Origin of the sequence: Amycolatopsis sp. (assembly GCF_036008905.1) — a bacterium.
Taxonomy (GTDB): Bacteria; Actinomycetota; Actinomycetes; order Mycobacteriales; family Pseudonocardiaceae; genus Amycolatopsis.
In genome coordinates this window covers 1-20,430 of record NZ_DASYMU010000025.1, presented here as the reverse complement: position 1 = coordinate 20,430, position 20,430 = coordinate 1, and the positions used below count along the sequence as shown (strand labels likewise).

Here is a 20,430-nt window from a genome sequence, read left to right as displayed (position 1 = left end):
TCACCGTGCGACCTGCCGTCGCCGCGCCATCCTCGGATCAGGATTCGGCACGGCGTCGAGCAGCGCCCGCGTGTACTCCTGTTCCGGTGCGCGGAAAACCTGCGCCGCGGTGCCGACTTCGAGCAGCTTTCCCTGGTACATCACCGCGATCCGGTCGGCGACCTGCTGCACCACCGCGAGATTGTGCGACACGAACACATAGGTGAGGTTCAGCCGCTTCTGCAGGTCCGCGAGCAGATCGAGCACCTGTGCCTGCACGGAGACGTCCAGCGCGCTGGTCGGTTCGTCGAGCACGACGAGCCGCGGGTTCAGCGCGAGCGCCCTGGCGATCGAGATCCGCTGCCGCTGCCCGCCGGAGAACTCGTGCGGGTACCGGTCCTGAACCTCGGGCGACATGCCGACGGCGTCGAGCAACTCACCGACACGCTCGCGCAGTTTCGCCCGCCCGCGACGACCCCGCGCGCCGGGTTCGTGGGTGACCAGCGGTTCGGCGACGATGTCGGTGACCCGCATGCGCGGATTCATGCTCGAGTACGGATCCTGCAGCACCACCTGCATCTGCCGCCGGACCTTCCGCAGTTGCGCGGCACGCAGGCCCGACAGCTCCTCGCCGTCGAAGCGCACACTGCCGGCGGTCGGTTCCATCAGGTGCAGCAGCAGCCGGGTCAGCGTGGTCTTGCCCGACCCCGACTCCCCCACCAGCGCGAGCGTCTCGCCCTCCTCGACAGCGAGACTGACGTCGGCGACCGCGGCGATCCCGCCGAACTCCTTGCGCAGCCCGCGCGCTTCCAGCAGCGTCATGTCAGCTCCAGTTTCGGGGTCGCCCGCAGCAGCGCCCGCGTGTACTCGTCGGCGGGCCGATCGAAGACGTCGAGTACATCGCCGGTCTCCACGACCTTTCCGTCGTTCATCACCACGACCCGGTCGGCCACCTCCGCCACCACCCCGAGGTCGTGGGTGATCAGCACGATCGCCATCCCGTGGCGCTGCCCGAGATCGACCAGCAGGTCCAGGATCTGGGCCTGCACGGTGACGTCCAGCGCGGTCGTCGGCTCATCGGCGATCAGCACCTTGGGCCGGCCGACGAGTGCCATCGCGATCATCACCCGCTGCCGCAACCCGCCGGACAGCTGATGCGGGAACTGGCTCGCGCGGCGTTCGGCGTCGGGGATCCCGGCCTCACGCAACGCGGGCAGAACGGCTTGGCGTGCCTCGGATCGGGACGCGCCCTGGTGACGCCGCAGCACTTCCCCGATCTGCACGCCGACGCGTTTGAGCGGGTTGAGGCTGCTCATCGGGTCCTGGAAGATCATCGCGACCTCGTTGCCGCGAATCCCCCGCAGGTCCTTTTCGGACAGTTTCAGCACGTCACGCTCGCCGAGGAAAACGCCGCCTCCACTGTAGACACACGGCGGTTCGGGGTTGAGCCGCAGCACGGACAGCGCGGTCGCCGTCTTGCCGCTGCCGGATTCCCCCACCACCGCAAGGGTTTCCCCCGCTTCGACGGCGAGGCTGACGCTGTCGACGGCGTGGACGGTCTCGGTGTCCAGCCGGAAGTCGACGCTGAGTTCTTCGATCCGCAGGAGTGGCTTCATCGGCGGTAGGCCTTCGGGTCCGCGACGTCACGCAGGACGTCGCCGGTGACGTTGACGGCGAGGGCGGCACACATCAGCGCGACACCGGGGAACACGGCCAGCCACCAGGCGGTGCCGAGGTACAACTGGCCGTTGGCGAGCATCGCGCCCCAGGTGACGATCTCCTTGGGCACGCCCATGCCGAGGTAACTCAGCGAGGCTTCGGCGACGATGGCCGACGCGACGTGCAGTGTGCCGATCGTGGCCAGCGGGGCCATCACGTTCGGCAGGAGATGGCGGCGCATGATCGTCACGTTGCCGACGCCGATCGCGCGGGCCTCGGTGACGAACTCCCTGGAGCGCAACGAAAGCACCTCGGCGCGGACAACCCTGGCGTAGGAAACCCAGCCGGTGAACCCGAGCACGATGATCACGTACCAGAGCCCGGAGCCGAGGAAGCCGACAATGGCGAGTGCCAGCAGGATCGACGGGAACGCCAGCTGGATGTCGGCGATCCGCATCAGGACACGGTCGAACCAGCCGCCGAGGAACCCGGAGACCAGGCCGATGGTGGCGCCGATGATCCCGGCGAGCAGCGCCGCGCTCGCGCCGACCAGCAGCGAGATCCGCGAGCCGTAGATCAAGCGGCTCAACAGATCCCGGCCCAGCTGGTCGGTGCCGAGCAGATGCTCCGAGGTCCCGCCCGCCATCCACGCGGGCGGCCGGAGCCGGACGAGGAGGTCCTGCGCGTTGGGGTCGTGCGGCGCGAGGAGCGGGGCGAACACCGCGGCGAGCAGCATCAGCGCGAGCACCACCACCGCGACGAGCGCGAGTTTGTTGCGCAGCACGGCCCGCAGCGGTGACACGGTCCGGGCACGACCGGTTGGTATGGCGACGGTGATCGCGGTCATCGGCCCAGCCTCACTCTCGGATCGAGCACGGTGTACGAGATGTCCACCAGGAGGTTCACCACGACGAAGATCGCGGCGAAGAACAGCACGGCCGCCTGGACCATCGGGAAATCGCGGTTGGTGATGGCCTCGATGGTGAGCCTGCCGATGCCGGGCCAGGCGAAGACCTGTTCGGTGAGGATCGCGCCGCCGAGCAGACTGCCGAACTCCAGGCCGATCACGGTGATCACCGGCAGCGACGCGTTGCGCAGTCCGTGGGAGAACACGATCCCGCCGGTGCCGAGGCCTTTCGCCTTGGCTGTCCGGATGTAGTCGGAGCCGAGGACGTCGATCAGCGACGAGCGCAGCAGCCGCGCGATCACCGCGACGGAGTAGATGGCCAGGGTGATCGACGGCAGCACCAGATGCGTGAACGTGCCGTAGCCCGAAGCGGGAAGCACCTTCAGCTGCACCGAAAACACCAGGATCAGCAGGATACCGACCCAGAACGGCGGGGTGGACTGTCCGATGAGGACACCGGTCATGACGCCGGTGTCCCCGGCCTTTCCACGGCGCAGCGCGGCGATGATCCCCGCGGGCACGGAGACGACCAGCGCGAGCACCATCGCGGCGGCGGCGAGTTGCAGCGTGGCGGGGAGCCGTTCGAGCAGGACGTCGGCCACCGGCTGGTCGTAGACGAGCGAGGTGCCGAAGTCGAGCCGCGGGAGCCCGGCGAGATAGTCGAGGTACTGCGTGATCAGCGGCCGGTCGAGGCCGAGCGACGCGCGCAGGGTGGCTTCCTGGCCGGCCGTGGCGTCCGGCGGGAGCAGGAGTTTCACCGGGTCGCCGGAAAGCCGTACCAGGAAGAACGCCACGGTGGCGACGCAGAGCAGGACGATGATCGCGGTGACGATCTTCGTCACCACCGTGCGCAGCACGCCGCTCGCGGCGGTGGGAACACGTGCGGCACCGGCGGATAGCTCGGTCATCGGGCGTCTCCCAACCGGGCGCTGGCCATGGTCAGCGAACCGACGACGTTGGGCCGCCAGTCCGGGCGCTCGTTGCGCGCGTAGATGTTGTCGATCTGGTAGAGGTAGATGAAGGGCGCCTCTTCCTTCAGGAGTTGCTGCAGTCCGGTGAACGCCTTGAGACGGTCCACATCGGACACCGAGTTCTCCTCGCCGTCGATGAGCCGGTCGGCGGCATCGGAGGTCCAGCGGCTCTGCCGCCGGTCGCGCCGGACGTTGGACTGGACGTTGCTCTGCCCGTCGACCGTCCAGCCGGTGCTCGCCGCGAGGTACATCGGGCCGAGCGCGCGGCGGTTGTCCGAGGTGAGCCTGGTGCTGTAGGTGCCGGCGTCGATCACGACGACCTTCGCCCGGATCCCGGCCCTGGCCATCAGCCCGGCGATGGCTTCGGCGACGTCCGAATCCGCGGTGGACGCGGTGAGGGTGGTGTCGAAACCGTTGGGGTAGCCCGCTTCGGCGAGCAGGTTCTTCGCGAGTTCGACGTCACGGGTGAACGGCTGGATGTTCGGGTCGAAGCCGAACGACTCGCGCGGGATCATGGTCGGGACTTCGCGGGCTTTGCCGTCGAGCACGGCTTTGATCAGCAGCGGGACGTCGACGGCGTGGTTGAGTGCCTGCCGGACGCGTTTGTCGCGCAGCGGGCCGTCCTCGGTGTCCAGGGAGAGGTACGAGGTGCGGATGCCGGGGTAGTTCTCGATCGTGACGCCGGTGTAGCCCGCGAGCTGCAGGGCGGCGTCCGGGGTGAGGCCGGTGACGAGGTCGACTTCGTTGCTCTGCAAGGCGGCCAATGACGATGCCGCATTCGGCATCGGCAGGAACACCAGTTCTCGGACCGGCGGCGGGCCGTTCCAATGCTGGGCATAGGCGTGCATGCGGAGTTCGTGGTCGCGGCTCCAGCTGTCGAAGACGAACGGGCCGGTGCCGACGGGTTTCTTGGCGAACCCGGCCGTGCCGACCTCCGCGAAGTACTTCGGCGGCAGCACTACCCCGCCGAACAGCGACACCTTCGCGGGCAGGATCGGGTCGGGCTGGCTGGTGTGCAGGTCGACGGTCAGCGGGTCGACGACCGTCGCGCTCTTGACGTACCGGAGCTCGACGATCGGTGACTTGGTCGCCGGGTCGAGCAGACGGTCGATGCTGAACTTGACCGCGGCGGCGTCGCACGGCTCGCCGTTGTGGAAGGTGACGCCGGGGCGGAGCTTGAAACGCCAGGCCAGCGGGTCGAGCGCGGCCCACGACAGCGCGAGTCTCGGGGCGAGCGTGCCGTCATCGGCCCGGGTGGTGAGCGTGTCGAAGAGGTTGATCAGGACGTTCATCGAGGTCATGTCGCCCTGTTTCTGGGGATCCAGGGTCTTGGGGTCGGACGTCTGCGCGACGCGGAGGGCGCCGCCGGCGGCGCCCTCCGCGATTCCCCCGGCACAACCGGCGAGCAGGCCCGGCAGAGCCAAAGCGGGCACCGCGAGCGCGCCGAACCGGAGCATTTCCCGTCGTGACCAGCGATTTCGTGATACGGACAAGAGGCAGCTCTCCTTTCGCTGGATCGACTTCGAGGCGGACCCGGATCCTCATCGTTCCGCTTTTCCGCTTGGCCATTCCGTACAACGGAACGCGATTGCGCTAAGCTAGGCGCCATGCCGAAGGCTGTCAATACACAGATCGACGGAGCACGGGACGCTCGCACCGCCGTCGACAAGGCTCTGGACGTGCTCACCGCGCTGGTGCGCCCCGACGCCCCGCACCGGCTCGCCGAAATCGCGCGGGAGACGGGCTTGGCCAAGGCGACCGTGCACCGCACCCTGCAGAACCTGACCGACGCGGGGTTCGCGGTGAGCGGCGACGGCGGTTCGTACCACGCCGGGCCGCGCCTGCTCGGCCTGTCGGCGGCCGCACTCGCGGGCAGCCGGGAAAGCCGGTTCGCACGGCCGATCCTGGTTGATCTGCAGCGGCAGACCGGGCACACCGTGCACTACGCCGTCCGGCACGGAGAGCACGCGGTGTACGTCGACAAGGTCGAGCAGGAGCAGGCGTACCGGATGAACTCGCAGATCGGCGGCGAGGTGCCGCTCTATTGCACCGCCGTCGGCCGCGCGATCCTCTCCCGCCTGCCGGACGCCGCCGAAATCCTTGGCAGCGCACCACTTCCGGCACGGACACCGCGAACACTGGTCGATCCCACTTCGGTACTGGCGGCACTGTCCGAAGTGGACGATCTGGGCTATCTCGTGGAGACCGAGCAGAACGAACGGGACGTGCGTTGCGTGGCCGCCCCCGTCGTCGACGGAACCGGGACGGCTGTCGGCGCGATCAGCGTATCCGGGTTGACTTTCACGCTGCGCGAAGACAGCGTCGCCATGCTCGGGCCACTCGTGCGGGACGCGGCGGCGAAGCTGTCCGCCGCGCTCGGTGGCGGCACGCTGCGGAGCGTGCCGAACTCATGAACGAGCTTCTGACGCAGGCCCGCCATGACCGGGTCTTCTCCGCCGCCGCGTGGTCGGTCGGCGATGCGAGCGGCCCGCTGGACCGCGGTTTCCTCGGGACGCGCAGCTGGGACGCGCCCGCGCTCGAGGAGAACGATCTCTGGGATCTGGCGTCGGTCACCAAGCCGATCGCCGGGCTCGTGATCATGTCGCTGGTCCAAAGTGGACACCTCCGGCCCGAAGACACTCTGGGCGCACTCCTGCCCGAATACGCGGCTTCCGACAAAGCCGCCGTGACCGTCTTCCAGTTGCTGACCCACACCTCGGGCCTGCCCGGCGGCACGCCGTTGTACCGCGAGCACCACACCCGGGACGCATGGCTCACCGCGATGCGGACCTCTCCTCTGCCGGCCGCACCGGGGAGCCGCGTCGAGTACTCGTCACAGGGCTTCGTGTTGCTGGGCCTGATCGCCGAAGCGGTGTCCGGCCGGGGGCTCGACGAACTCGTCCAGGACCTGGTCTGCGAACCGGCCGGGATGCTCGACACCCACTACAACCTCAGCGACGCCGACCGCTTGCGAGCGGTGTCCACTGAGGACTGTCCGTGGCGTGGCGAGGTCGTGACCGGCGAGGTGCACGACGAGAACGCGGTGGTACTCGGCGGCGTCGCGGGCCACGCCGGGCTCTTCAGCACCTTGCCTGACATGGAACGCCTGGGCATGGTCCTCGTCGCGGGCGGTGGCAAGCTCCTCGACACGCCTGCCTTCGAGCTCATGACCCGTTGCCACACCGATGGCCTCGCCCTGCGCCGGGCCTTGGCGTGGCAGATGGTCGACCCCGCCGGCTCCCCCATCGGCCAAGCCCTCGGCCCGAACGCCTACGGCCACACCGGTTTCACCGGCACCAGCCTCTGGATCGACCCGGACACCGCGCGCTACTACGTCCTGCTCACCAACCGCGTCCATCCCTCCCGGACCTCCCCCGGCATCGAGGCCGTCCGTCGCTCTTTCCACACCACTGCCGCCTCCCGCCCGCCCGTATAGCCCGTTATACAACCCCCTCCCCGCTCCCGAATATGTCGACATGTTTTTCAGCGGCGCGTGGCTCCTGGGGCGCGTGGGGCCGATGGGGCCCGTGAGGCGACGACTCGAAATAAGTTGTCGACATATTCGGGAGCGCGGGTCGTCAGGTGGAGGGGAGCAGTGTGACGGTGTCGAGGAGGGTGCCGGGGAGCTCGGCCAGGCCGCGGAAGATCTGTTCGGCGCGGATCGCGGGCCAGTCCGGCGGCAGATGCCCGGCAGGCAGATGCGAGTCGGTGCGGATGACGTCGAGCCAGTCGGTGTGCAGCATGAGCTGGCGGGCGAAGTCGTCGGGCAATTCGGCGAACGGGCGCGGCTTGTCCCAGCGGCCGAGGAACGCTTGGTACCTCGACGCGATACCGGCGATGTCGAACGCGCGCCCGATCAGCCGGGCGGGCGCGGTCGGCAGTTCAGCTTGGCCGCGCAGCACGCTGATGTGGTCGGCCAGGTCGAGCCCGGCCACGATCGCGGTGACGTCGACCTCGCCGGGCGCGATCCACATCCCGTTGTGCAGCGGCCCGAACCCCGCCCACTGCAGCTTGGACCGCAGCTCATGACGTTTGCCGCGCCACGAATCCGGCAGCGAGAACCCGACGATCGTCCAGCTGCCGTCCCAGTCCCGGTTCACCGCCCCTGCCGTCCACACCCGCCGATACCCGTCACGGAGCACCTCGGTCGACCGCTCGGTGAGGCCGACGTAGACCTTGCGCCCGCGGCGATGCCGGACGAGCAACTCTCGTCCCGCCATCCGCGCCAGCGTGGACCGCACCGCCTGTTCCGACACCCCAACCTTGACGAAGCGATGTCGCGGTCGAGCACGTGGATTCCCAGGAAGCTCAGCATGAGCGACTGCGAGCGCGTCGAACCCGGCGAAGCGGCGCCCGAAGCCGCGGCGGTGGACATCTCGCCACCCTAGACAGCTCTCAGACGTTGTGCACCTTATTGACTGTCGACACAGTTTCGCCTAACGTCGGTGGCCGGACCACAACAGGATGGAGGCGCTGCGATGGACCTCTCGGGCAAGGTCGCGGTCGTGACCGGCAGCGGCCGAGGACTCGGTTTCGCTTATGCCACAGCACTTGCGGGCGCCGGCGCGGCCGTAGTCGTGAACGACGTCGACGAGGGGGCCGCACAGCACGCCGTGGACGAGATCCGCGGTTCCGGCGGAACCGCCGTCGCCGAGATCGCCGCTGTCGGCACTTCGGAAGCGGCCGATCAGCTCGTGAACCGTGCGGTGAACGAGTTCGGGCGGCTCGACGTGATGGTCACCAACGCGGGCATCCTCCGCGACCGCGTGCTCTGGAAGATGACCGACGAGGACTTCGACGCCGTCATCGGCGTGCACCTGCGCGGCACCTTCACCTGCGCGCGAGCCGCGGCCAGGCGGATGCGCGAGCAAGGTGAGGGCGGCAGAATCATCACGGCGTGCTCTCCCGCGGGCCAACGCGGGAATTTCGGCCAGACCAACTACGCGGCGGCCAAGGCCGGGATCGCGGCGATGACGCGGACCTGGGCCATGGAACTGGCGAAGGCCAAGATCACCGCCAACGCGCTGGTTCCCGTGGCGGCCACCGACATGACCCGCACGATCCCGGCTTTCGCGCCGTATATCGAGGCGCTCGAACAACGCGGTGAGCCGTTGCCGGACTGGCTGCGGGCCGAAGAAGGCTTCGGTACCGCGGAGGATGTGGCCGGGCTGGTCGTGTACCTCGCTTCCGACGCTTCCGCCGACGTCAACGGCCAGTGCATCGGAATCGGCGGCGACAAGCTCGCGCTGTGGTCGCATCCCGACGTCGTCGCGTCGGCCTATCGCAAAGGAGGCTGGAGCGCGGACGCCATCGCCGAATCGTGGACGGGCACCGTCGGCAGTGAGCCGCAGACCTACGGCATCCCCGCCCCCGTGGTGCCCGCGTCATGACCATCGACCTCGGCAAGCTCGTCGCGATCGACGTCCACACGCATGCCGAGATCTCCGGCGACGGTCATTCCTCGCTGTCCGGGGAACTGCTCGCGGCGTCGGAGGCGTACTTCAAGGCACACGGCCACCGGCAGCCGACGATCCCGGAAATGGCGCGGTACTACCGGGAACGGAACATGGCGGCCGTGGTGTTCACCGTGGACGCCGAGCACGCGACCGGGCATCCGCCGATCCCGAACGAGGAGGTCGCCGCGTCCTGCGCGGCGCACGCCGACACGCTGATCCCGTTCGCCAGTATCGATCCCTGGCGTGGCAAGGCCGCGCTGCGGCAGGCACGCGAACTCGTCACCGACTACGGTGTCCGCGGCTTCAAGTTCCATCCGAGCCTGCAGGACTTCGCGCCGAACGACCGGATGGCGTATCCGTTGTACGAGGTGATCGAGGAACTCGGCGTCCCCGCGTTGTTCCACACTGGACAGACCGGGATCGGCGCGGGCCTGCCCGGCGGCGGGGGCATCCGGCTCAAGCACTCGAACCCGATGCTCGTCGACGACGTCGCGGTGGACTTCCCGGAACTGCGCATCGTGCTCGCGCATCCGTCTTTTCCGTGGCAAGACGAGGCTTTGGCCGTCGCGACGCACAAGCCGTATGTCTACATCGACCTGTCCGGCTGGTCACCGAAGTACTTCCCGCCCAACCTCGTCCGGTACGCGAACACGCTCCTGAAGGACAAGGTGCTGTTCGGTTCGGACTACCCGGTGCTCACCCCGGACCGGTGGCTCGAGGACTTCGGCAAGCTCGACCTCAAACCCGAGGTGAAACCGTTGATCCTCAAGGACAACGCGGCCCACCTGCTGGGACTGGCGAAGGACTGAAAGGACCGGCGACATGACCGACGCTGGCCTCGGCACCTGGCCGGGGCGACGAGCACGCAAGACTCCCGGCCGGATCGCGATCGTCCACAACGGACAGGAATGGACCTACGCGGAACTCGACGAACGGGTCCGGCGGCTCGCCGGCGCGCTGCGCGGACTCGGGATTCGGCGCGGTGACCGCATCGCCTACCTCGGCGCCAACCATCCGGCGTTCCTGGAGACACTGTTCGCCGCCGGGACGCTCGGCGCGATCTTCGTCCCGCTGAACACCCGGCTCGCCGACGGCGAACTGGCGTTCGTGCTCGAGGACTCCGGCAGCACGGTCCTGATCCACGCCGACGACCACACCGCTTTCGCCGCCAAACAAGACGATCTGCGCCACCGCGTCGCGCTGTCCGAATACGAAGCCCTGCTGGCCGCGGCGCCGCTCGACGTCCGCGCGGAAACCGTCGGGCACGACGATCCCTGTCTGATCATGTACACCTCCGGTACCACCGGGCGGCCCAAGGGCGCGGTGCTGACCCACGGCAACATCACCTGGAACGCCGTGAACGTGCTGGTGGACATCGATCTCGCCGGGGACGAGGTCACGCTGGTCTCGGCGCCGCTGTTCCACACCGCCGGGCTGAACATGACCTGCCTGCCGACGTTGCTCAAAGGCGGGCGGGTGATACTCGCCGACAGGTTCGACCCCGGCGAAGCACTTGACCTGATCGAGTCGCTCGGGGTGACGTACCTGTTCGGTGTGCCCACGATGTTCGACGTCATGGCTTCGCATCCGCGATGGTCCGAAGTGGACTTGTCGAGCCTGCGCCAGCTCGCGTGCGGCGGCGCGCCGGTGCCGGAGGCCACGATCCGGACCTATCAGGACCGCGGGCTGATGTTCTGCCAGGGCTACGGCATGACCGAGTGCTCGCCCGGGGTGCTGTTCCTCGATCGCGAGTACACCGTGAGTCACGCCGGTTCGGCCGGGGTGCCGCATTTCTTCACCGACGTCCGCCTGGCGCGGACCGACGGCAGCGACGCCGTCGTCGGCGAGCCGGGAGAAGTCCTGGTGCGCGGCCCGAACGTGATGAAGGGCTACTGGGGTCGTCCCGACGCCGACGCCACCGCGTTCCACGACGGCTGGTACCGCTCCGGCGACCTCGCGAAAGCCGACGCCGACGGCTTCGTGTCCATTGTGGACCGACTCAAGGACGTCATCATTTCGGGCGGGGAGAACATCTATCCCGCCGAAGTGGAATCGAGCCTGCTCGACCATCCGGAGGTCGCGGACGCCGCCGTGATCGGCGTCCCCGACGACCGCTGGGGCGAGGTCGGGCGAGCCGTCGTGGTGCGCCGCTCCCCCGGAATCCCGGACGAGCGCGAACTTCTCGGCTTCCTCGAAGGCAGACTCGCCCGCTACAAGATCCCGAAATCCGTCGTCTTCGTCCCCGCGCTGCCCCGCAACGCGACCGGAAAACTGCTCAAGGCCGCCCTGCGCGCCGAACACGGAACCCAGGAGAACCAGTGACCACCACCGCACACGGCCTCGACGAACTGCTCGCACTGACCGGTGCCGACCTCGGCCACTCGAAGTGGCTCCAGGTCGACCAGGACCGCGTCGACGCCTTCGCCACCGCGACCGACGATCACCAGTGGATCCACGTCGACCCCGTCCGCGCCGCCGACGGCCCCTACGGCGGGACGATCGCGCACGGATACCTGACGCTGGCACTGCTGATTCCGCTGTTCACCGAACTGCTGGAGATCAGCGGGATCACGATGAGCGTCAACTACGGGCTGAACAAGGTGCGTTTCCCGAGCCCGGTGCCGGTCGGCGCCAAGATCCGCCTGGGCGGCGTCGTCGAATCGGTGAAGCCGGTCAAGGGCGACGGCGTCGAGATGGTCGTCGACTTCATCGTGGGGATCGACGGCTCGGCGAAGCCCGCCTGCGTCGCCCAAGCTGTCTACCGCCACTACGCCTGACCAGGCGTAAGACCGCGATCTGTCGACAGATGGCGAAAAGCTGGACTTCACTCACCTCCGGGCCGACGACCTGGAAAGACCAGGAATCCCGTAGTCATCCGACCTGGTTCCCCGGTTTCGTGGCCGGAGGCAACACCGGGGGTCCTAAGATACGCGCTACCGCCGATCGTGGTCGATATTGGAGGAACGAGTGTCCAGAACACCCCTTACGAAGGTCATCGCGCTGGTGGCGGCGGTGCTCACGCTGACCGCCTGCGCCGCCCGCAGCGACAGCGGTACCGGCGCAGAGGGCACGACGTCGTCCGCCGAAGCCCCGAAGCAGGCCGCCAACGCCGCAGACCCCGCCGGGAACGGCCAGGCCCAGTGCTCCGGTGTGAGCCTGGCCTACGCGGGAACCATCAGCGGTGGCAGCGCGGCACTGGGACAGAACATCTTCAACGCCGTCGACCTCGCGATCAAGCAGCACAACACGGCCAACCCTGGCTGCCAGGTCGGCTTCAAGAAGTTCGACACCGAGGGCAAGCCGGACAAGGCGCCCGGCATCGTTTCGCAGGTGGTCAGCGAAGCCGACATCATCGGCGTCGTCGGGCTCCCGTTCTCCGGTGAGTCCAAGGCCACCGGCGGGCTGTTCGAACAGGCCGGCCTCGTGCACCCCACGATCGCCACCAACCCGAACCTCACCGCGAACGGCTGGAAGACCTTCTTCCGCGGCATGGGCAACGACAACGTCCAAGGCCCCGCGGCGGCGAAGTTCATCACCGAGAACCTCAAGGCGGCCAAGGTCTGCGTCGTGCAGGACGACTCCGAGTACGGCACCGCACTCGCCGCGTCCGTCACCTCGACGCTGGGCACGAAAGCCTCCTGCACCGACAAGGTGAAGACCGGCCAGACCGACTTTTCCGCCGTGGTCAACAAGATCCTCACCGAAAAGCCGGACGCGATCTTCTACTCGGGTTACTACCCGGAGGCCGGGCCCTTCGCCCAGCAGCTCGCCGACAAGGGCATCACCGCGAAGTTCGTCGCGCCGGACGCGGTCAAAGACGCCGAATTCCTCAAGAGCGCGGGCAGCGCCGCCGCCAACGCGTACTTCACCTGCCCCTGTGTCCCCGAGGAGAACTTCACCAGCTTCACCACCTCCTACAAGGCGGCCTACGGAACCGAACCGGGTACCTACTCCCCCGAGGGCTACGACATGGCGACGATCCTGCTCGCCGGTATCGACAAAGGCGCGAAGGACCGCGCGGGACTGCTGAACTTCGTCAAGACCTACAACGGCCAGGGCCTGACGAAGAAGTTCGCCTGGGACGACAAGGGCGAGCTGTCGGAGACTCCCGTGTGGAGCTACAAGGTGCAGAACGGCAAGATCGTCAACAACGGCCAGATCAGCTGATTTCCGTTAGCTGACAAGGACAACACTCACGACCCCACCACCCGAGTGAGCGGTCAGGAAGCCAACGCGAGGACCACCGGGGCATCGCCCTCGGTCCACGTGCCGGTGAGGGTCTGGGCTCCGGCGGTGTCGGCGGCATCGCCGAGCACCCGGAAGATCCGCAGCTCCACCTCACCCGCCTTGATCGCCGTCACGGTGCCGTCGGTGCTGGGTACCGCCGTGACGACCGGCGCGACCACGGTTCCCGGCGTTCCGCTCCCGGCCACGCGGGCAGGATCTTCTTTGCGCTCACGACGTCCGTCGACTTCGTAGAACAGGTCGGCCTGCGTCTGACCGGCGAGGATGGCCGTCGCCAGGGCGGTGACGTAAACCGGGTCCCCGCAGCCGTCGTACACCCAGCGCTTCCCCAGCACGGAGTGCTCCGAGGTCCCTATCAGCCACTGTTCCGCGCCCTCGAGCGGCGACGACCGGTACGTCAGCGGGACCTGGACCAGCGGCCCGTCCCCGGCGCGGACGATCATCGTCTCGATGCCGACCTCGTCGGCGGGATCGTCGAACCGGTACGCGCCGACCCGGCTTAGGTCCGAGACCCCGCCTTCCGGGAACCAGGGCTGCGCGGGCAACCAGGTCGTGAGCAGTTCGAGTTTCGTCGGCCGCAGCTCGGCCTTGTGAAGTATCGCCACGAGTTCGACTCTACTGAGTGGATCACACGAGCGGCTTGCCGTTTTTGACGCGGCGGCGCAGGTCCCACAGCGCGAGGTTGTACGGGAACTTGCGCAGCATCGGCGGCAGCGCGCGGACGAAGGCGGCGTTCAACGCCATCAGGCGGTCGAAGCGCCGCTGGTGTTTCCCGGTCCACGGCAGGCGCATCTCGTCGCGGAACCGCTGGGGCAGGAACCCGGTGGTGACGAACTTGTTGAGCGGCCCGAAGGGCACGCTGACCACCTGCGGCATGAACTTCAGCGTGATGAGGCGATGCAGGTAGCCGCGCACGACGTCGTCCATCGACACCTTGTCGAGTGAGGCGTTCCAGTACTTCTCGAAGGCGGCGCGATCGCTGGGCCACATCTCGGATTTCACCTGGAGCGTGGTGCCCAGTACCGCGGATTCGCGGTAGAGGAACTCGGTTTCCGCTTCGGTGAGACCTCGGCCGAGGGCCGTGTAGATGTCTTCGACGCCCTTGTACAGGCAGGCGGCCACCCACAGCTGGAGGTCGGTGTCGAAGGCGTTGTACTCGACCGGGCTCGACGCGTCCGAGTGCACCTGGGCGTGCGCGCGGTTGACGCCGCGCCGGAAGTGTTCCTTCTCTTCCGGCGTGCCGAGGGTGGCGACGGCGAGGTAGGTCAGCGTCGTTCTGGCGCGCTTGACGGGGTGCAGGAAGACGTTCCCACTGTCCACTTTGCTCTCGACGACGCCGTGGCCGACACCGGGCCTGGCCAGCTGCATGACGACGTTCGCCGGACCCGCGATCAGGCCGAGCCCGATCACCACGTCCTCCAGGTCGAGCGCCGGGTCCGGGGGAACGGTCATCGCTGCCACCTTCCATATCTGCACACGCCCGTGTTCAGATATGGAACGCCCTTTCGCCATGGCCTGTCAAACCCTGTCAAGATGGGCGCATGGAAACGCCCGCTCTCCGCGTCTACGGCGGGGTGGAAGGGGATCACCGCCGCGCCGACCGGCACGGGCAGCTGATCGAGGCCGGGCTCGACCTGCTCGGCGCCGCCGGGGCGGACGCGGCGCTCACCGTGCGCGGGGTGTGCAAGCACGCGGGCCTGGCCTCACGTTACTTCTACGAGAGCTTCGCCGACCGTGACGCGCTGGCGGTGGCCGTGTTCGACCATGTCGTACAGACCCTCGCCGCGACAACCCTGGAAGCAGTCGCCGCCGCGCCGGCCGAAGCACGCGCGAAGGTCCGCGCGGGCCTCGCCGCGCTCGTCCGGGCGGTCGCGGAGGACCCGCGAAAGGGACGGCTCCTGTTCGCGACCACGCTGGCGAGCGCTCCCCTGGCGGAGCGGCGGCTCGAATCCTCATTGCTGTTCGCGGACCTGCTGGTCGGGCAGACGCAGGAGTTCTTCGGCATCGACGGCGGCGACCAGCTCGGGCTGACCAGTCAGTTCGCTGTCGGCGGCCTGGCGCAGACGCTGACCTCGTGGCTCAACGGCGTGGTCGACGTCGACGAGGAAACGCTCGTCGCGCACTGCACGGAGGTGTTCCTCGCCATCGCTGCTCGGGCGGACTGGGCAGGTGGCAGTTCGACCACGCCTCCAACCAGGCCACCCACCCGAACCCCACCACCAACCCACACCAAGATCAACCCCACGCCCGATCCACGGATCCAGGCTTAGCGCTTCTCGGCGAGGAGATAAGCCTGGGGCTCCTCCTCGCCCGCGCCGGGCTCCCGTACCAGCCGCGCTGTTACGCGGAGCCCGGCGTCGGCCATCAGCTCGGCGACATGGCCGGGTTCGAGGAGATACTCGTCGAACGTCACCTTGCGCCGGTCCGGCCGCCGGATCCGCCGCCGCTCGTCACCGGCCTTGAACGCGAGCGCGACGTGGCCGCCCGGCGCCAGCACCCGGTGGAACTCGGCGAACACGTCCGCCAGCAACTCCGGCGGGGTGTAGATGATCGAGTACCACGCGAGGACACCGTCGAGCGACCCGTCTTCCAGCTTCGACCCGGTCAGCGACCCGACGTCGAACCGCAGGCCCGGGTAGAGCCGCCGGGCTTCCGCGACCATGCCCGGGGAGAGGTCGACGCCGAACGCCGACACCCCTTCCGAGTTCAGGTACGCCGTCAGGCGCCCGGTGCCACACCCGAGATCGGCCACCGGCCCGGTCCCCACGAGCTCGACGAACGCCGCGAGCATCCCGCGATCCAGTGGCTTGTCCACGAGATCGGTCTTGATGAACTCGGCGTACCTGTCGGCCATGTCGTCGTAAGCCGCCCGGGTGGCGGCCAGATGCGAGGGTTCGGTCATACCCGGCGACCGTAGTCGCGAACGGCTAGGTCGTGTCCTAGTTCCCGTTCTGCGCAAGCCAATCCTCGTAGTGGGTCTCGAAGATCGTCGCGCCTTCGCCCGGCACCAAGGTGTCCTGTTCCACGGCCGTGCCGTAGTAGCCGGCGTCGACGTCCGTGACCACTTCCCGCGGGTCGCCGAGGGTGGCCAGGGCTTTGCGGACCAGCTCGTCGAGCTGGTAGCGGGTGGGGCCCGCGATCTCGACGACGCCGTTCACCGGCGTGCCGACCGCGGTGCGCCCCATCGCGGTGGCGACGTCGTCGGACGCGATGGGCTGGATGGACACCGACGACAGGCGCACGGTGCCGCCCTCGGTGGCTTGCTGGGCGATGGCCGGGACGAACTCGAAGAACTGCGTCGCGTGGACGATGGAGTACGGCATACCCGACTCCCTGATCAGCTTCTCCTGCGCGATCTTCGCGCGGAAGTAGCCGCTGCCGGCGAGCCGATCGGTGCCGACCACCGACAGGGCGACATGGTGGCCGACGCCGGCGGCCGCTTCCGCGGTGAGCAGGTTCCCGGTGGAGGTCCGGAAGAACTCCAGTACCGGTCCGTCCTCAAAGGACGGTGAGTTCGACACGTCGACGACCACCTGCGCGCCTTCGAGTACCTCCGCGAGCCCTTCCCCGGTCAACGTGTTGACCCCGGTGCCGGGCGACGCCGCGACCGCGTCATGGCCGTGTTCGGCCAGTTTGCGCACGAGCTTCGAACCGACGAGTCCGGTGCCGCCGATGACCACGATTTTCATGATGAACCCTTCGCCGCTGATCCTCGGGCAGTGGGCACCGCCCGTTCGTCAGTCAAGACCGAGTAGCCCCCGGGTTTGTGACAAGCCGCCGGAATCAGGTCCAGTGGGCCGCGGCGAGCTTCTCGGGGTTCATCATCCACAGCACCCGGTCGATGCCCTCCTCCGAAGCCGCGACGGTGACGACCGCGAAGGCGACCCCGTCCCGGCTGAGCAGGACCGAGCCCTGTCCGTTGGCCTCGACGAAAGCGACGTCGACACCGACCCAGAAGCGGTCGGCGAACGCCGTGACGTACTTCGAGACCCGTTCCCGGCCCACCACGGGGAAGCGCGACGCCCGCACGATCCCGCCGCCGTCGGAGTAGCTGACGACGTCCGCCGCGAACAACCCTTCCAGCACGCTGAGATCACCCGTTCGGGCGGCGGTCACGAACGCGCCCAGCAGGCGCCGCTGCTCGTCCGCGTTCACCGGCGCCCGGCGTTCGGCGCTGAGATGCTTGCGCGCGCGGCTGACGAGCTGGCGGGCACCCGCTTCGCTCACCTCGACGATGTCGGCGATCTGCCGGTACGGATAGTCGAAGGCTTCCCGCAGCACGTAGGCCGCCCGTTCGGTGGGGGAAAGCTTCTCCAGCAACATCAGGACGGCGATCTCCAGCGCTTCGCCACGCTCGGCCCCGAGCTGCGGGTCGGCGCCGGTGTCCACCGGCTCGGGCAGCCACGGGCCGACGTAGGTCTCGTGGCGGGCTCGGGCGGACTGGGCCGCGGTGATCGCGAGCCGGGTCGTCGTCGTGGCCAGGAACGCGGCCGGCTGCCGCACGGTGGCGCGGTCGTAGCGCTGCCAGCGCAGCCAGGCGTCCTGCACGATGTCCTCGGCGTCGGCGGCGCTGCCGAGCATCCGGTAGGCGATGCCGAACAGGCGGGGCCGCACTTCCGCGAAGACGTCCGCGGCTTCGTCGAGTTCACTGTTCATCCGGCCGGTGTGCACCCTTTCACAGTGTCATCCAGGCCGGATCCGCGCTAACCCAGCCCCCGACCCCAGACGACTAGGCCATTCAGCGTAATGGCCCGGTGCGAGATGTCCGGTTAACGCCCGTCTGGCAACGCATTTGGTTAATAACCAACCTTCGTCGGTAGTGCGTAGGCGCATCGCGAACGAAGGTCAGGGCCGTTCACCCAAGGCTCACGACCACGGTCGCGCAGCTCCCGCCCCGGCTGACTCAGGAGGACGTTTGATGACTTCCCGGAAAACCCTCGCCGGATTCACCGTATTCGCCACGACCACGCTCGCCGTGGGTATCTGCGCCCAGGTGGCGCAGGCCGAACCGCAAGCGGAATTCACCGCCCAGGCCCAGCACGCCGCCATCACCCAAGGCTCCCAGGTGACCAACGCGCTCGGCACCGGCTCCGGCGGCTTCTTCCTCGACCACGGCAGAGTGATCGTCAACGTCCTCGACGACGCCGCTGCCCAGAAGGTCGAAGCCGCGGGACTCACCGCCAAGAAGGTGAAGAACAGCTTCGCGGCCCTCACCAGCACCAAGAACACGCTCGACGGCCTCCGCGATGTTCCTCAGACGGCCTGGGGCATCGACACCCGCACCGACCAGGTGGTCGTGACGATCTACTCGGCGGCCACCCCGGCGACCTCCGACAAAGTGACCGCCGCGGCCGGCCAACTCGGCGAGAGCGTGCGTGTCGAGCGCAAGACCGGAAAACTGGAGCTCTACATCGCCGATGGCGACGCCATCCAGAACAGCTCCGGCCGTTGCTCACTCGGCTTCAACGTGACCAGGGGCGGCTCCCCCTTCCTGCTGACCGCCGGTCACTGCACCAACCTCGGCGGCACGTGGTCCGGCGGTGACGTGAGCGGCGCGCAGGTCGTCGAAAGCGATTGCCCCGGCGCGGACTCCGGCCTGCTCACCCGGCCGAACGGCACGGGCCCCGGCAAGATCAACACCGGCCAGGCGATCACCAGTGCGGGCACCCCGACCGTCGGGGAGCAGATGCAGAAGCAGGGTTCGACCACCGGCGGCGGCAGTGGCGAAGTGACCTCGGTCGACCAGTCGGTCAACTTCGACGTCGGCGTGCTCAACCACGAATTCGGCACCACCGCCCACACCGACCACGGCGACTCCGGCGGCCCGGCCTACGACGGTTCCGCCGGCCTCGGCACCCTGTCGGGTGGCGACACCGTCACGAGCTACTTCTACCCGCTCACCAGGGAATTGCAGGACTACGGCCTCACCCTGGCCTGATCGATTCGTCGAGTGGGGTCGTGAGTGGCAACAAGTGTTCTAACACTCGTAAACACTCACGACCCACGCTGGGTCGGAACTCCCTATCCCAGTACGTTCCAGTTCACCTCGGGCACGGTGACCGCGACGATCCGCCGGAGCAGGCCGAGACGAGCGGCCCGGACGGCGGGGTCGTCAGCCAGGACCCGAATGGTCTCGAAGAACTCGTTGACGGCGTCAGGGAAAGCGCCGGACACCGCGAACAGACGAGCAAGATCGCCCTCCTGCCCGGCCATGGCTGCCTCGATGTCGGCGACCACGCCGATGAGCGCGACTTCGGTGGGTTCGGTGAGCCGGGCCGGGTCGTCGCTCGCCTCGGACATGTCGGCGGGCAAGATCCGGAGGACACGCTGGAGGGCCTGCACCACTCCGGCCCCGGGATCCGCCTCGGTGCCCGTCGGCAGTTGCGCGGCGAGTACCGCGAGCAGGGTGTCCGCGCGCGAAGGGCAGTCGGCGGCGGGGAGCACCGCGCGCACCAGGCCGTGCGGCTGCCCCTGATCGAGGAGCTGCAGTTCGTAGCGCTGGCGCACGAAGTCCGCCGCTTGGCCGAGCACCTCAGGAGCAGCGGTGATCCCCTGCTTGCCGAGCCGCTCGGCGGCCGCGGTGATCCCGGCGGTCACCGTGACCTGGCTCAGGGCCGGGAAATCGCGAAGAACCCGGACGATGCCGAGTGCGGTTCGGCGTACCCCGTACGGGTCCGCCGAACCGGTTGGCACCGCACCGATGGCGTACATACTGGTCAGCAGATCGAAGCGATCGGCCAGCGAAAGCGTGGCGCCGCTCAAGGTCGTCGGCGCCGCCGCGGCGGACGAGCGCGGCATCTCCATTTCCGCTATCGCGAGACCGACTTCGGCCGGCTCACCGGCGCGCTCGGCGTATTCCTTGGCCATGGTGCCGGCGAGATTCGAGAACTCGGTGACCATCTGTGACGCGAGGTCGAACTTCCCGAGCGCGGCGGCACGACGCACGGTGGAGACGTCGGTTTCGGGCAGGCCCACCATCGCGGCGAAGGAGTCGGCCAGATCGGCGATCCGGGTGACCCGCTCGTCGAAGGAACCGAGTCGCTCCTCGAAGAGCAACTGGTCGAGCCGGGCACGGAACTCGGCCGGTTTGACGCCGAGGTCGGCGTTCCAGAAGAAGGCGGCGTCCTCGTACCGGGCGCGGATGACCGACTCGTTGCCGGCTCGGACGGCGTCGGGTTCGCACGGGCCGTTGGCGAAGGTGACGAAGTATGGC

Annotated in this window: 21 protein-coding genes; 9 read left to right on the top strand and 12 right to left on the bottom strand. The window is 68.3% G+C overall.

What is annotated here, in order from left to right:
* The 5 genes from VGP60_RS04975 to VGP60_RS04955 are packed head-to-tail and all read right to left on the bottom strand — an operon-like array spanning position 1 to position 5,009.
* A complete protein-coding gene (locus VGP60_RS04975) occupies positions 1-801 on the bottom strand; it encodes an ATP-binding cassette domain-containing protein (RefSeq protein ID WP_327546651.1) in 801 nt (266 codons plus the stop codon).
* On the bottom strand, positions 798-1,595 hold the full coding sequence (locus VGP60_RS04970) for an ABC transporter ATP-binding protein (protein WP_327546650.1): 798 nt from the start codon (positions 1,593-1,595) through the stop codon (positions 798-800). Before VGP60_RS04970 ends, VGP60_RS04975 begins: the two co-directional genes overlap by 4 nt.
* Positions 1,592-2,485, bottom strand: coding sequence for an ABC transporter permease (locus VGP60_RS04965; protein WP_327546649.1), 894 nt, complete (start codon positions 2,483-2,485; stop codon positions 1,592-1,594). Before VGP60_RS04965 ends, VGP60_RS04970 begins: the two co-directional genes overlap by 4 nt.
* Complete coding sequence (locus tag VGP60_RS04960) at positions 2,482-3,453, bottom strand: ABC transporter permease (protein ID WP_327546648.1); 972 nt, start codon at positions 3,451-3,453, stop codon at positions 2,482-2,484. Before VGP60_RS04960 ends, VGP60_RS04965 begins: the two co-directional genes overlap by 4 nt.
* The gene (locus VGP60_RS04955) at positions 3,450-5,009 is read right to left on the bottom strand and encodes an ABC transporter substrate-binding protein (protein WP_327546647.1); all 1,560 of its coding nucleotides are present in this window, start codon (positions 5,007-5,009) and stop codon (positions 3,450-3,452) included. The genes VGP60_RS04960 and VGP60_RS04955 overlap by 4 nt, the downstream gene beginning before the upstream one ends.
* A gap of 114 nt (positions 5,010-5,123) precedes the next feature.
* On the opposite strand from VGP60_RS04955, the gene VGP60_RS04950 reads away from it, so the two are divergent.
* The gene (locus VGP60_RS04950) at positions 5,124-5,930 is read left to right on the top strand and encodes an IclR family transcriptional regulator (protein ID WP_327546646.1); all 807 of its coding nucleotides are present in this window, start codon (positions 5,124-5,126) and stop codon (positions 5,928-5,930) included.
* Positions 5,927-6,952: a serine hydrolase domain-containing protein gene (locus VGP60_RS04945; RefSeq protein WP_327546645.1), complete on the top strand. Its 1,026-nt coding sequence runs from the start codon at positions 5,927-5,929 to the stop codon at positions 6,950-6,952. The genes VGP60_RS04950 and VGP60_RS04945 overlap by 4 nt, the downstream gene beginning before the upstream one ends.
* A 142-nt stretch (positions 6,953-7,094) precedes the next feature.
* Here VGP60_RS04945 and VGP60_RS04940 read toward each other — a convergent pair whose 3' ends face one another.
* Positions 7,095-7,736 (bottom strand): PaaX family transcriptional regulator, encoded by a 642-nt coding sequence (locus tag VGP60_RS04940; RefSeq protein WP_327546644.1) that lies wholly within the window; start codon positions 7,734-7,736, stop codon positions 7,095-7,097.
* A 258-nt stretch (positions 7,737-7,994) separates the two neighbouring features.
* Here VGP60_RS04940 and VGP60_RS04935 point away from each other — a divergent pair, with 258 nt between their 5' ends.
* The 5 genes from VGP60_RS04935 (at position 7,995) to VGP60_RS04915 (ending at position 13,139) form a co-directional block, all read left to right on the top strand.
* A complete protein-coding gene (locus tag VGP60_RS04935; protein ID WP_327546643.1) occupies positions 7,995-8,906 on the top strand; it encodes an SDR family NAD(P)-dependent oxidoreductase in 912 nt (303 codons plus the stop codon).
* Positions 8,903-9,781: an amidohydrolase family protein gene (locus VGP60_RS04930; protein WP_327546642.1), complete on the top strand. Its 879-nt coding sequence runs from the start codon at positions 8,903-8,905 to the stop codon at positions 9,779-9,781. The genes VGP60_RS04935 and VGP60_RS04930 overlap by 4 nt, the downstream gene beginning before the upstream one ends.
* 13 nt (positions 9,782-9,794) lie before the next feature.
* Positions 9,795-11,294 carry a long-chain fatty acid--CoA ligase gene (locus VGP60_RS04925; protein ID WP_327546641.1) on the top strand — a complete coding sequence of 500 codons (1,500 nt, stop codon included), beginning with the start codon at positions 9,795-9,797 and terminating at the stop codon, positions 11,292-11,294.
* On the top strand, positions 11,291-11,749 hold the full coding sequence (locus VGP60_RS04920) for a MaoC family dehydratase (protein ID WP_327546640.1): 459 nt from the start codon (positions 11,291-11,293) through the stop codon (positions 11,747-11,749). The genes VGP60_RS04925 and VGP60_RS04920 overlap by 4 nt, the downstream gene beginning before the upstream one ends.
* A gap of 190 nt (positions 11,750-11,939) precedes the next feature.
* Positions 11,940-13,139 carry a branched-chain amino acid ABC transporter substrate-binding protein gene (locus VGP60_RS04915; RefSeq protein WP_414640289.1) on the top strand — a complete coding sequence of 400 codons (1,200 nt, stop codon included), beginning with the start codon at positions 11,940-11,942 and terminating at the stop codon, positions 13,137-13,139.
* Between the two features lie 53 nt (positions 13,140-13,192).
* Here VGP60_RS04915 and VGP60_RS04910 read toward each other — a convergent pair whose 3' ends face one another.
* Together VGP60_RS04910 and VGP60_RS04905 are read right to left on the bottom strand one after the other, a co-directional pair.
* Positions 13,193-13,822 (bottom strand): CG0192-related protein, encoded by a 630-nt coding sequence (locus VGP60_RS04910; protein ID WP_327546639.1) that lies wholly within the window; start codon positions 13,820-13,822, stop codon positions 13,193-13,195.
* A 22-nt stretch (positions 13,823-13,844) separates the two neighbouring features.
* A complete protein-coding gene (locus VGP60_RS04905) occupies positions 13,845-14,669 on the bottom strand; it encodes an oxygenase MpaB family protein (RefSeq protein ID WP_327546638.1) in 825 nt (274 codons plus the stop codon).
* Between the two features lie 89 nt (positions 14,670-14,758).
* Here VGP60_RS04905 and VGP60_RS04900 point away from each other — a divergent pair, with 89 nt between their 5' ends.
* A complete protein-coding gene (locus tag VGP60_RS04900) occupies positions 14,759-15,487 on the top strand; it encodes a TetR/AcrR family transcriptional regulator (protein WP_327546637.1) in 729 nt (242 codons plus the stop codon).
* Here VGP60_RS04900 and VGP60_RS04895 read toward each other — a convergent pair.
* From VGP60_RS04895 to VGP60_RS04885, 3 genes are all read right to left on the bottom strand, one after another.
* Positions 15,484-16,119 carry a class I SAM-dependent methyltransferase gene (locus tag VGP60_RS04895; protein ID WP_327546636.1) on the bottom strand — a complete coding sequence of 212 codons (636 nt, stop codon included), beginning with the start codon at positions 16,117-16,119 and terminating at the stop codon, positions 15,484-15,486. The two genes, VGP60_RS04900 and VGP60_RS04895, sit on opposite strands and share 4 nt — an antisense overlap.
* A gap of 37 nt (positions 16,120-16,156) precedes the next feature.
* Entirely contained in the window at positions 16,157-16,906 is a 750-nt protein-coding gene (locus tag VGP60_RS04890; protein ID WP_327546635.1) for an SDR family oxidoreductase, read from the bottom strand.
* 94 nt (positions 16,907-17,000) lie between these two features.
* Complete coding sequence (locus tag VGP60_RS04885) at positions 17,001-17,873, bottom strand: RNA polymerase sigma-70 factor (protein WP_327546634.1); 873 nt, start codon at positions 17,871-17,873, stop codon at positions 17,001-17,003.
* A 262-nt stretch (positions 17,874-18,135) separates the two neighbouring features.
* Here VGP60_RS04885 and VGP60_RS04880 point away from each other — a divergent pair, with 262 nt between their 5' ends.
* Entirely contained in the window at positions 18,136-19,155 is a 1,020-nt protein-coding gene (locus VGP60_RS04880) for a S1 family peptidase (protein WP_327546633.1), read from the top strand.
* A gap of 83 nt (positions 19,156-19,238) precedes the next feature.
* Here VGP60_RS04880 and VGP60_RS04875 read toward each other — a convergent pair.
* On the bottom strand, positions 19,239-20,430 hold a 1,192-nt coding region (locus VGP60_RS04875), incomplete at its 5' end, for a glycine--tRNA ligase subunit beta (protein ID WP_327546632.1).

Excerpts from the sequence above, each read along its gene's own strand:
- VGP60_RS04975 (WP_327546651.1), bottom strand. The coding sequence starts at position 801 with ATGACGCTGCTGGAAGCGCGCGGGCTGCGCAAGGAGTTCGGCGGGATC.
- VGP60_RS04970 (WP_327546650.1), bottom strand. The coding sequence starts at position 1,595 with ATGAAGCCACTCCTGCGGATCGAAGAACTCAGCGTCGACTTCCGGCTG.
- VGP60_RS04965 (WP_327546649.1), bottom strand. The coding sequence starts at position 2,485 with ATGACCGCGATCACCGTCGCCATACCAACCGGTCGTGCCCGGACCGTG.
- VGP60_RS04960 (WP_327546648.1), bottom strand. The coding sequence starts at position 3,453 with ATGACCGAGCTATCCGCCGGTGCCGCACGTGTTCCCACCGCCGCGAGC.
- VGP60_RS04950 (WP_327546646.1), top strand. The coding sequence starts at position 5,124 with ATGCCGAAGGCTGTCAATACACAGATCGACGGAGCACGGGACGCTCGC.
- VGP60_RS04945 (WP_327546645.1), top strand. The coding sequence starts at position 5,927 with ATGAACGAGCTTCTGACGCAGGCCCGCCATGACCGGGTCTTCTCCGCC.
- VGP60_RS04940 (WP_327546644.1), bottom strand. The coding sequence starts at position 7,736 with ATGGCGGGACGAGAGTTGCTCGTCCGGCATCGCCGCGGGCGCAAGGTC.
- VGP60_RS04935 (WP_327546643.1), top strand. The coding sequence starts at position 7,995 with ATGGACCTCTCGGGCAAGGTCGCGGTCGTGACCGGCAGCGGCCGAGGA.
- VGP60_RS04930 (WP_327546642.1), top strand. The coding sequence starts at position 8,903 with ATGACCATCGACCTCGGCAAGCTCGTCGCGATCGACGTCCACACGCAT.
- VGP60_RS04925 (WP_327546641.1), top strand. The coding sequence starts at position 9,795 with ATGACCGACGCTGGCCTCGGCACCTGGCCGGGGCGACGAGCACGCAAG.
- VGP60_RS04905 (WP_327546638.1), bottom strand. The coding sequence starts at position 14,669 with ATGACCGTTCCCCCGGACCCGGCGCTCGACCTGGAGGACGTGGTGATC.
- VGP60_RS04900 (WP_327546637.1), top strand. The coding sequence starts at position 14,759 with ATGGAAACGCCCGCTCTCCGCGTCTACGGCGGGGTGGAAGGGGATCAC.
- VGP60_RS04895 (WP_327546636.1), bottom strand. The coding sequence starts at position 16,119 with ATGACCGAACCCTCGCATCTGGCCGCCACCCGGGCGGCTTACGACGAC.
- VGP60_RS04890 (WP_327546635.1), bottom strand. The coding sequence starts at position 16,906 with ATGAAAATCGTGGTCATCGGCGGCACCGGACTCGTCGGTTCGAAGCTC.
- VGP60_RS04885 (WP_327546634.1), bottom strand. The coding sequence starts at position 17,873 with ATGAACAGTGAACTCGACGAAGCCGCGGACGTCTTCGCGGAAGTGCGG.
- VGP60_RS04880 (WP_327546633.1), top strand. The coding sequence starts at position 18,136 with ATGACTTCCCGGAAAACCCTCGCCGGATTCACCGTATTCGCCACGACC.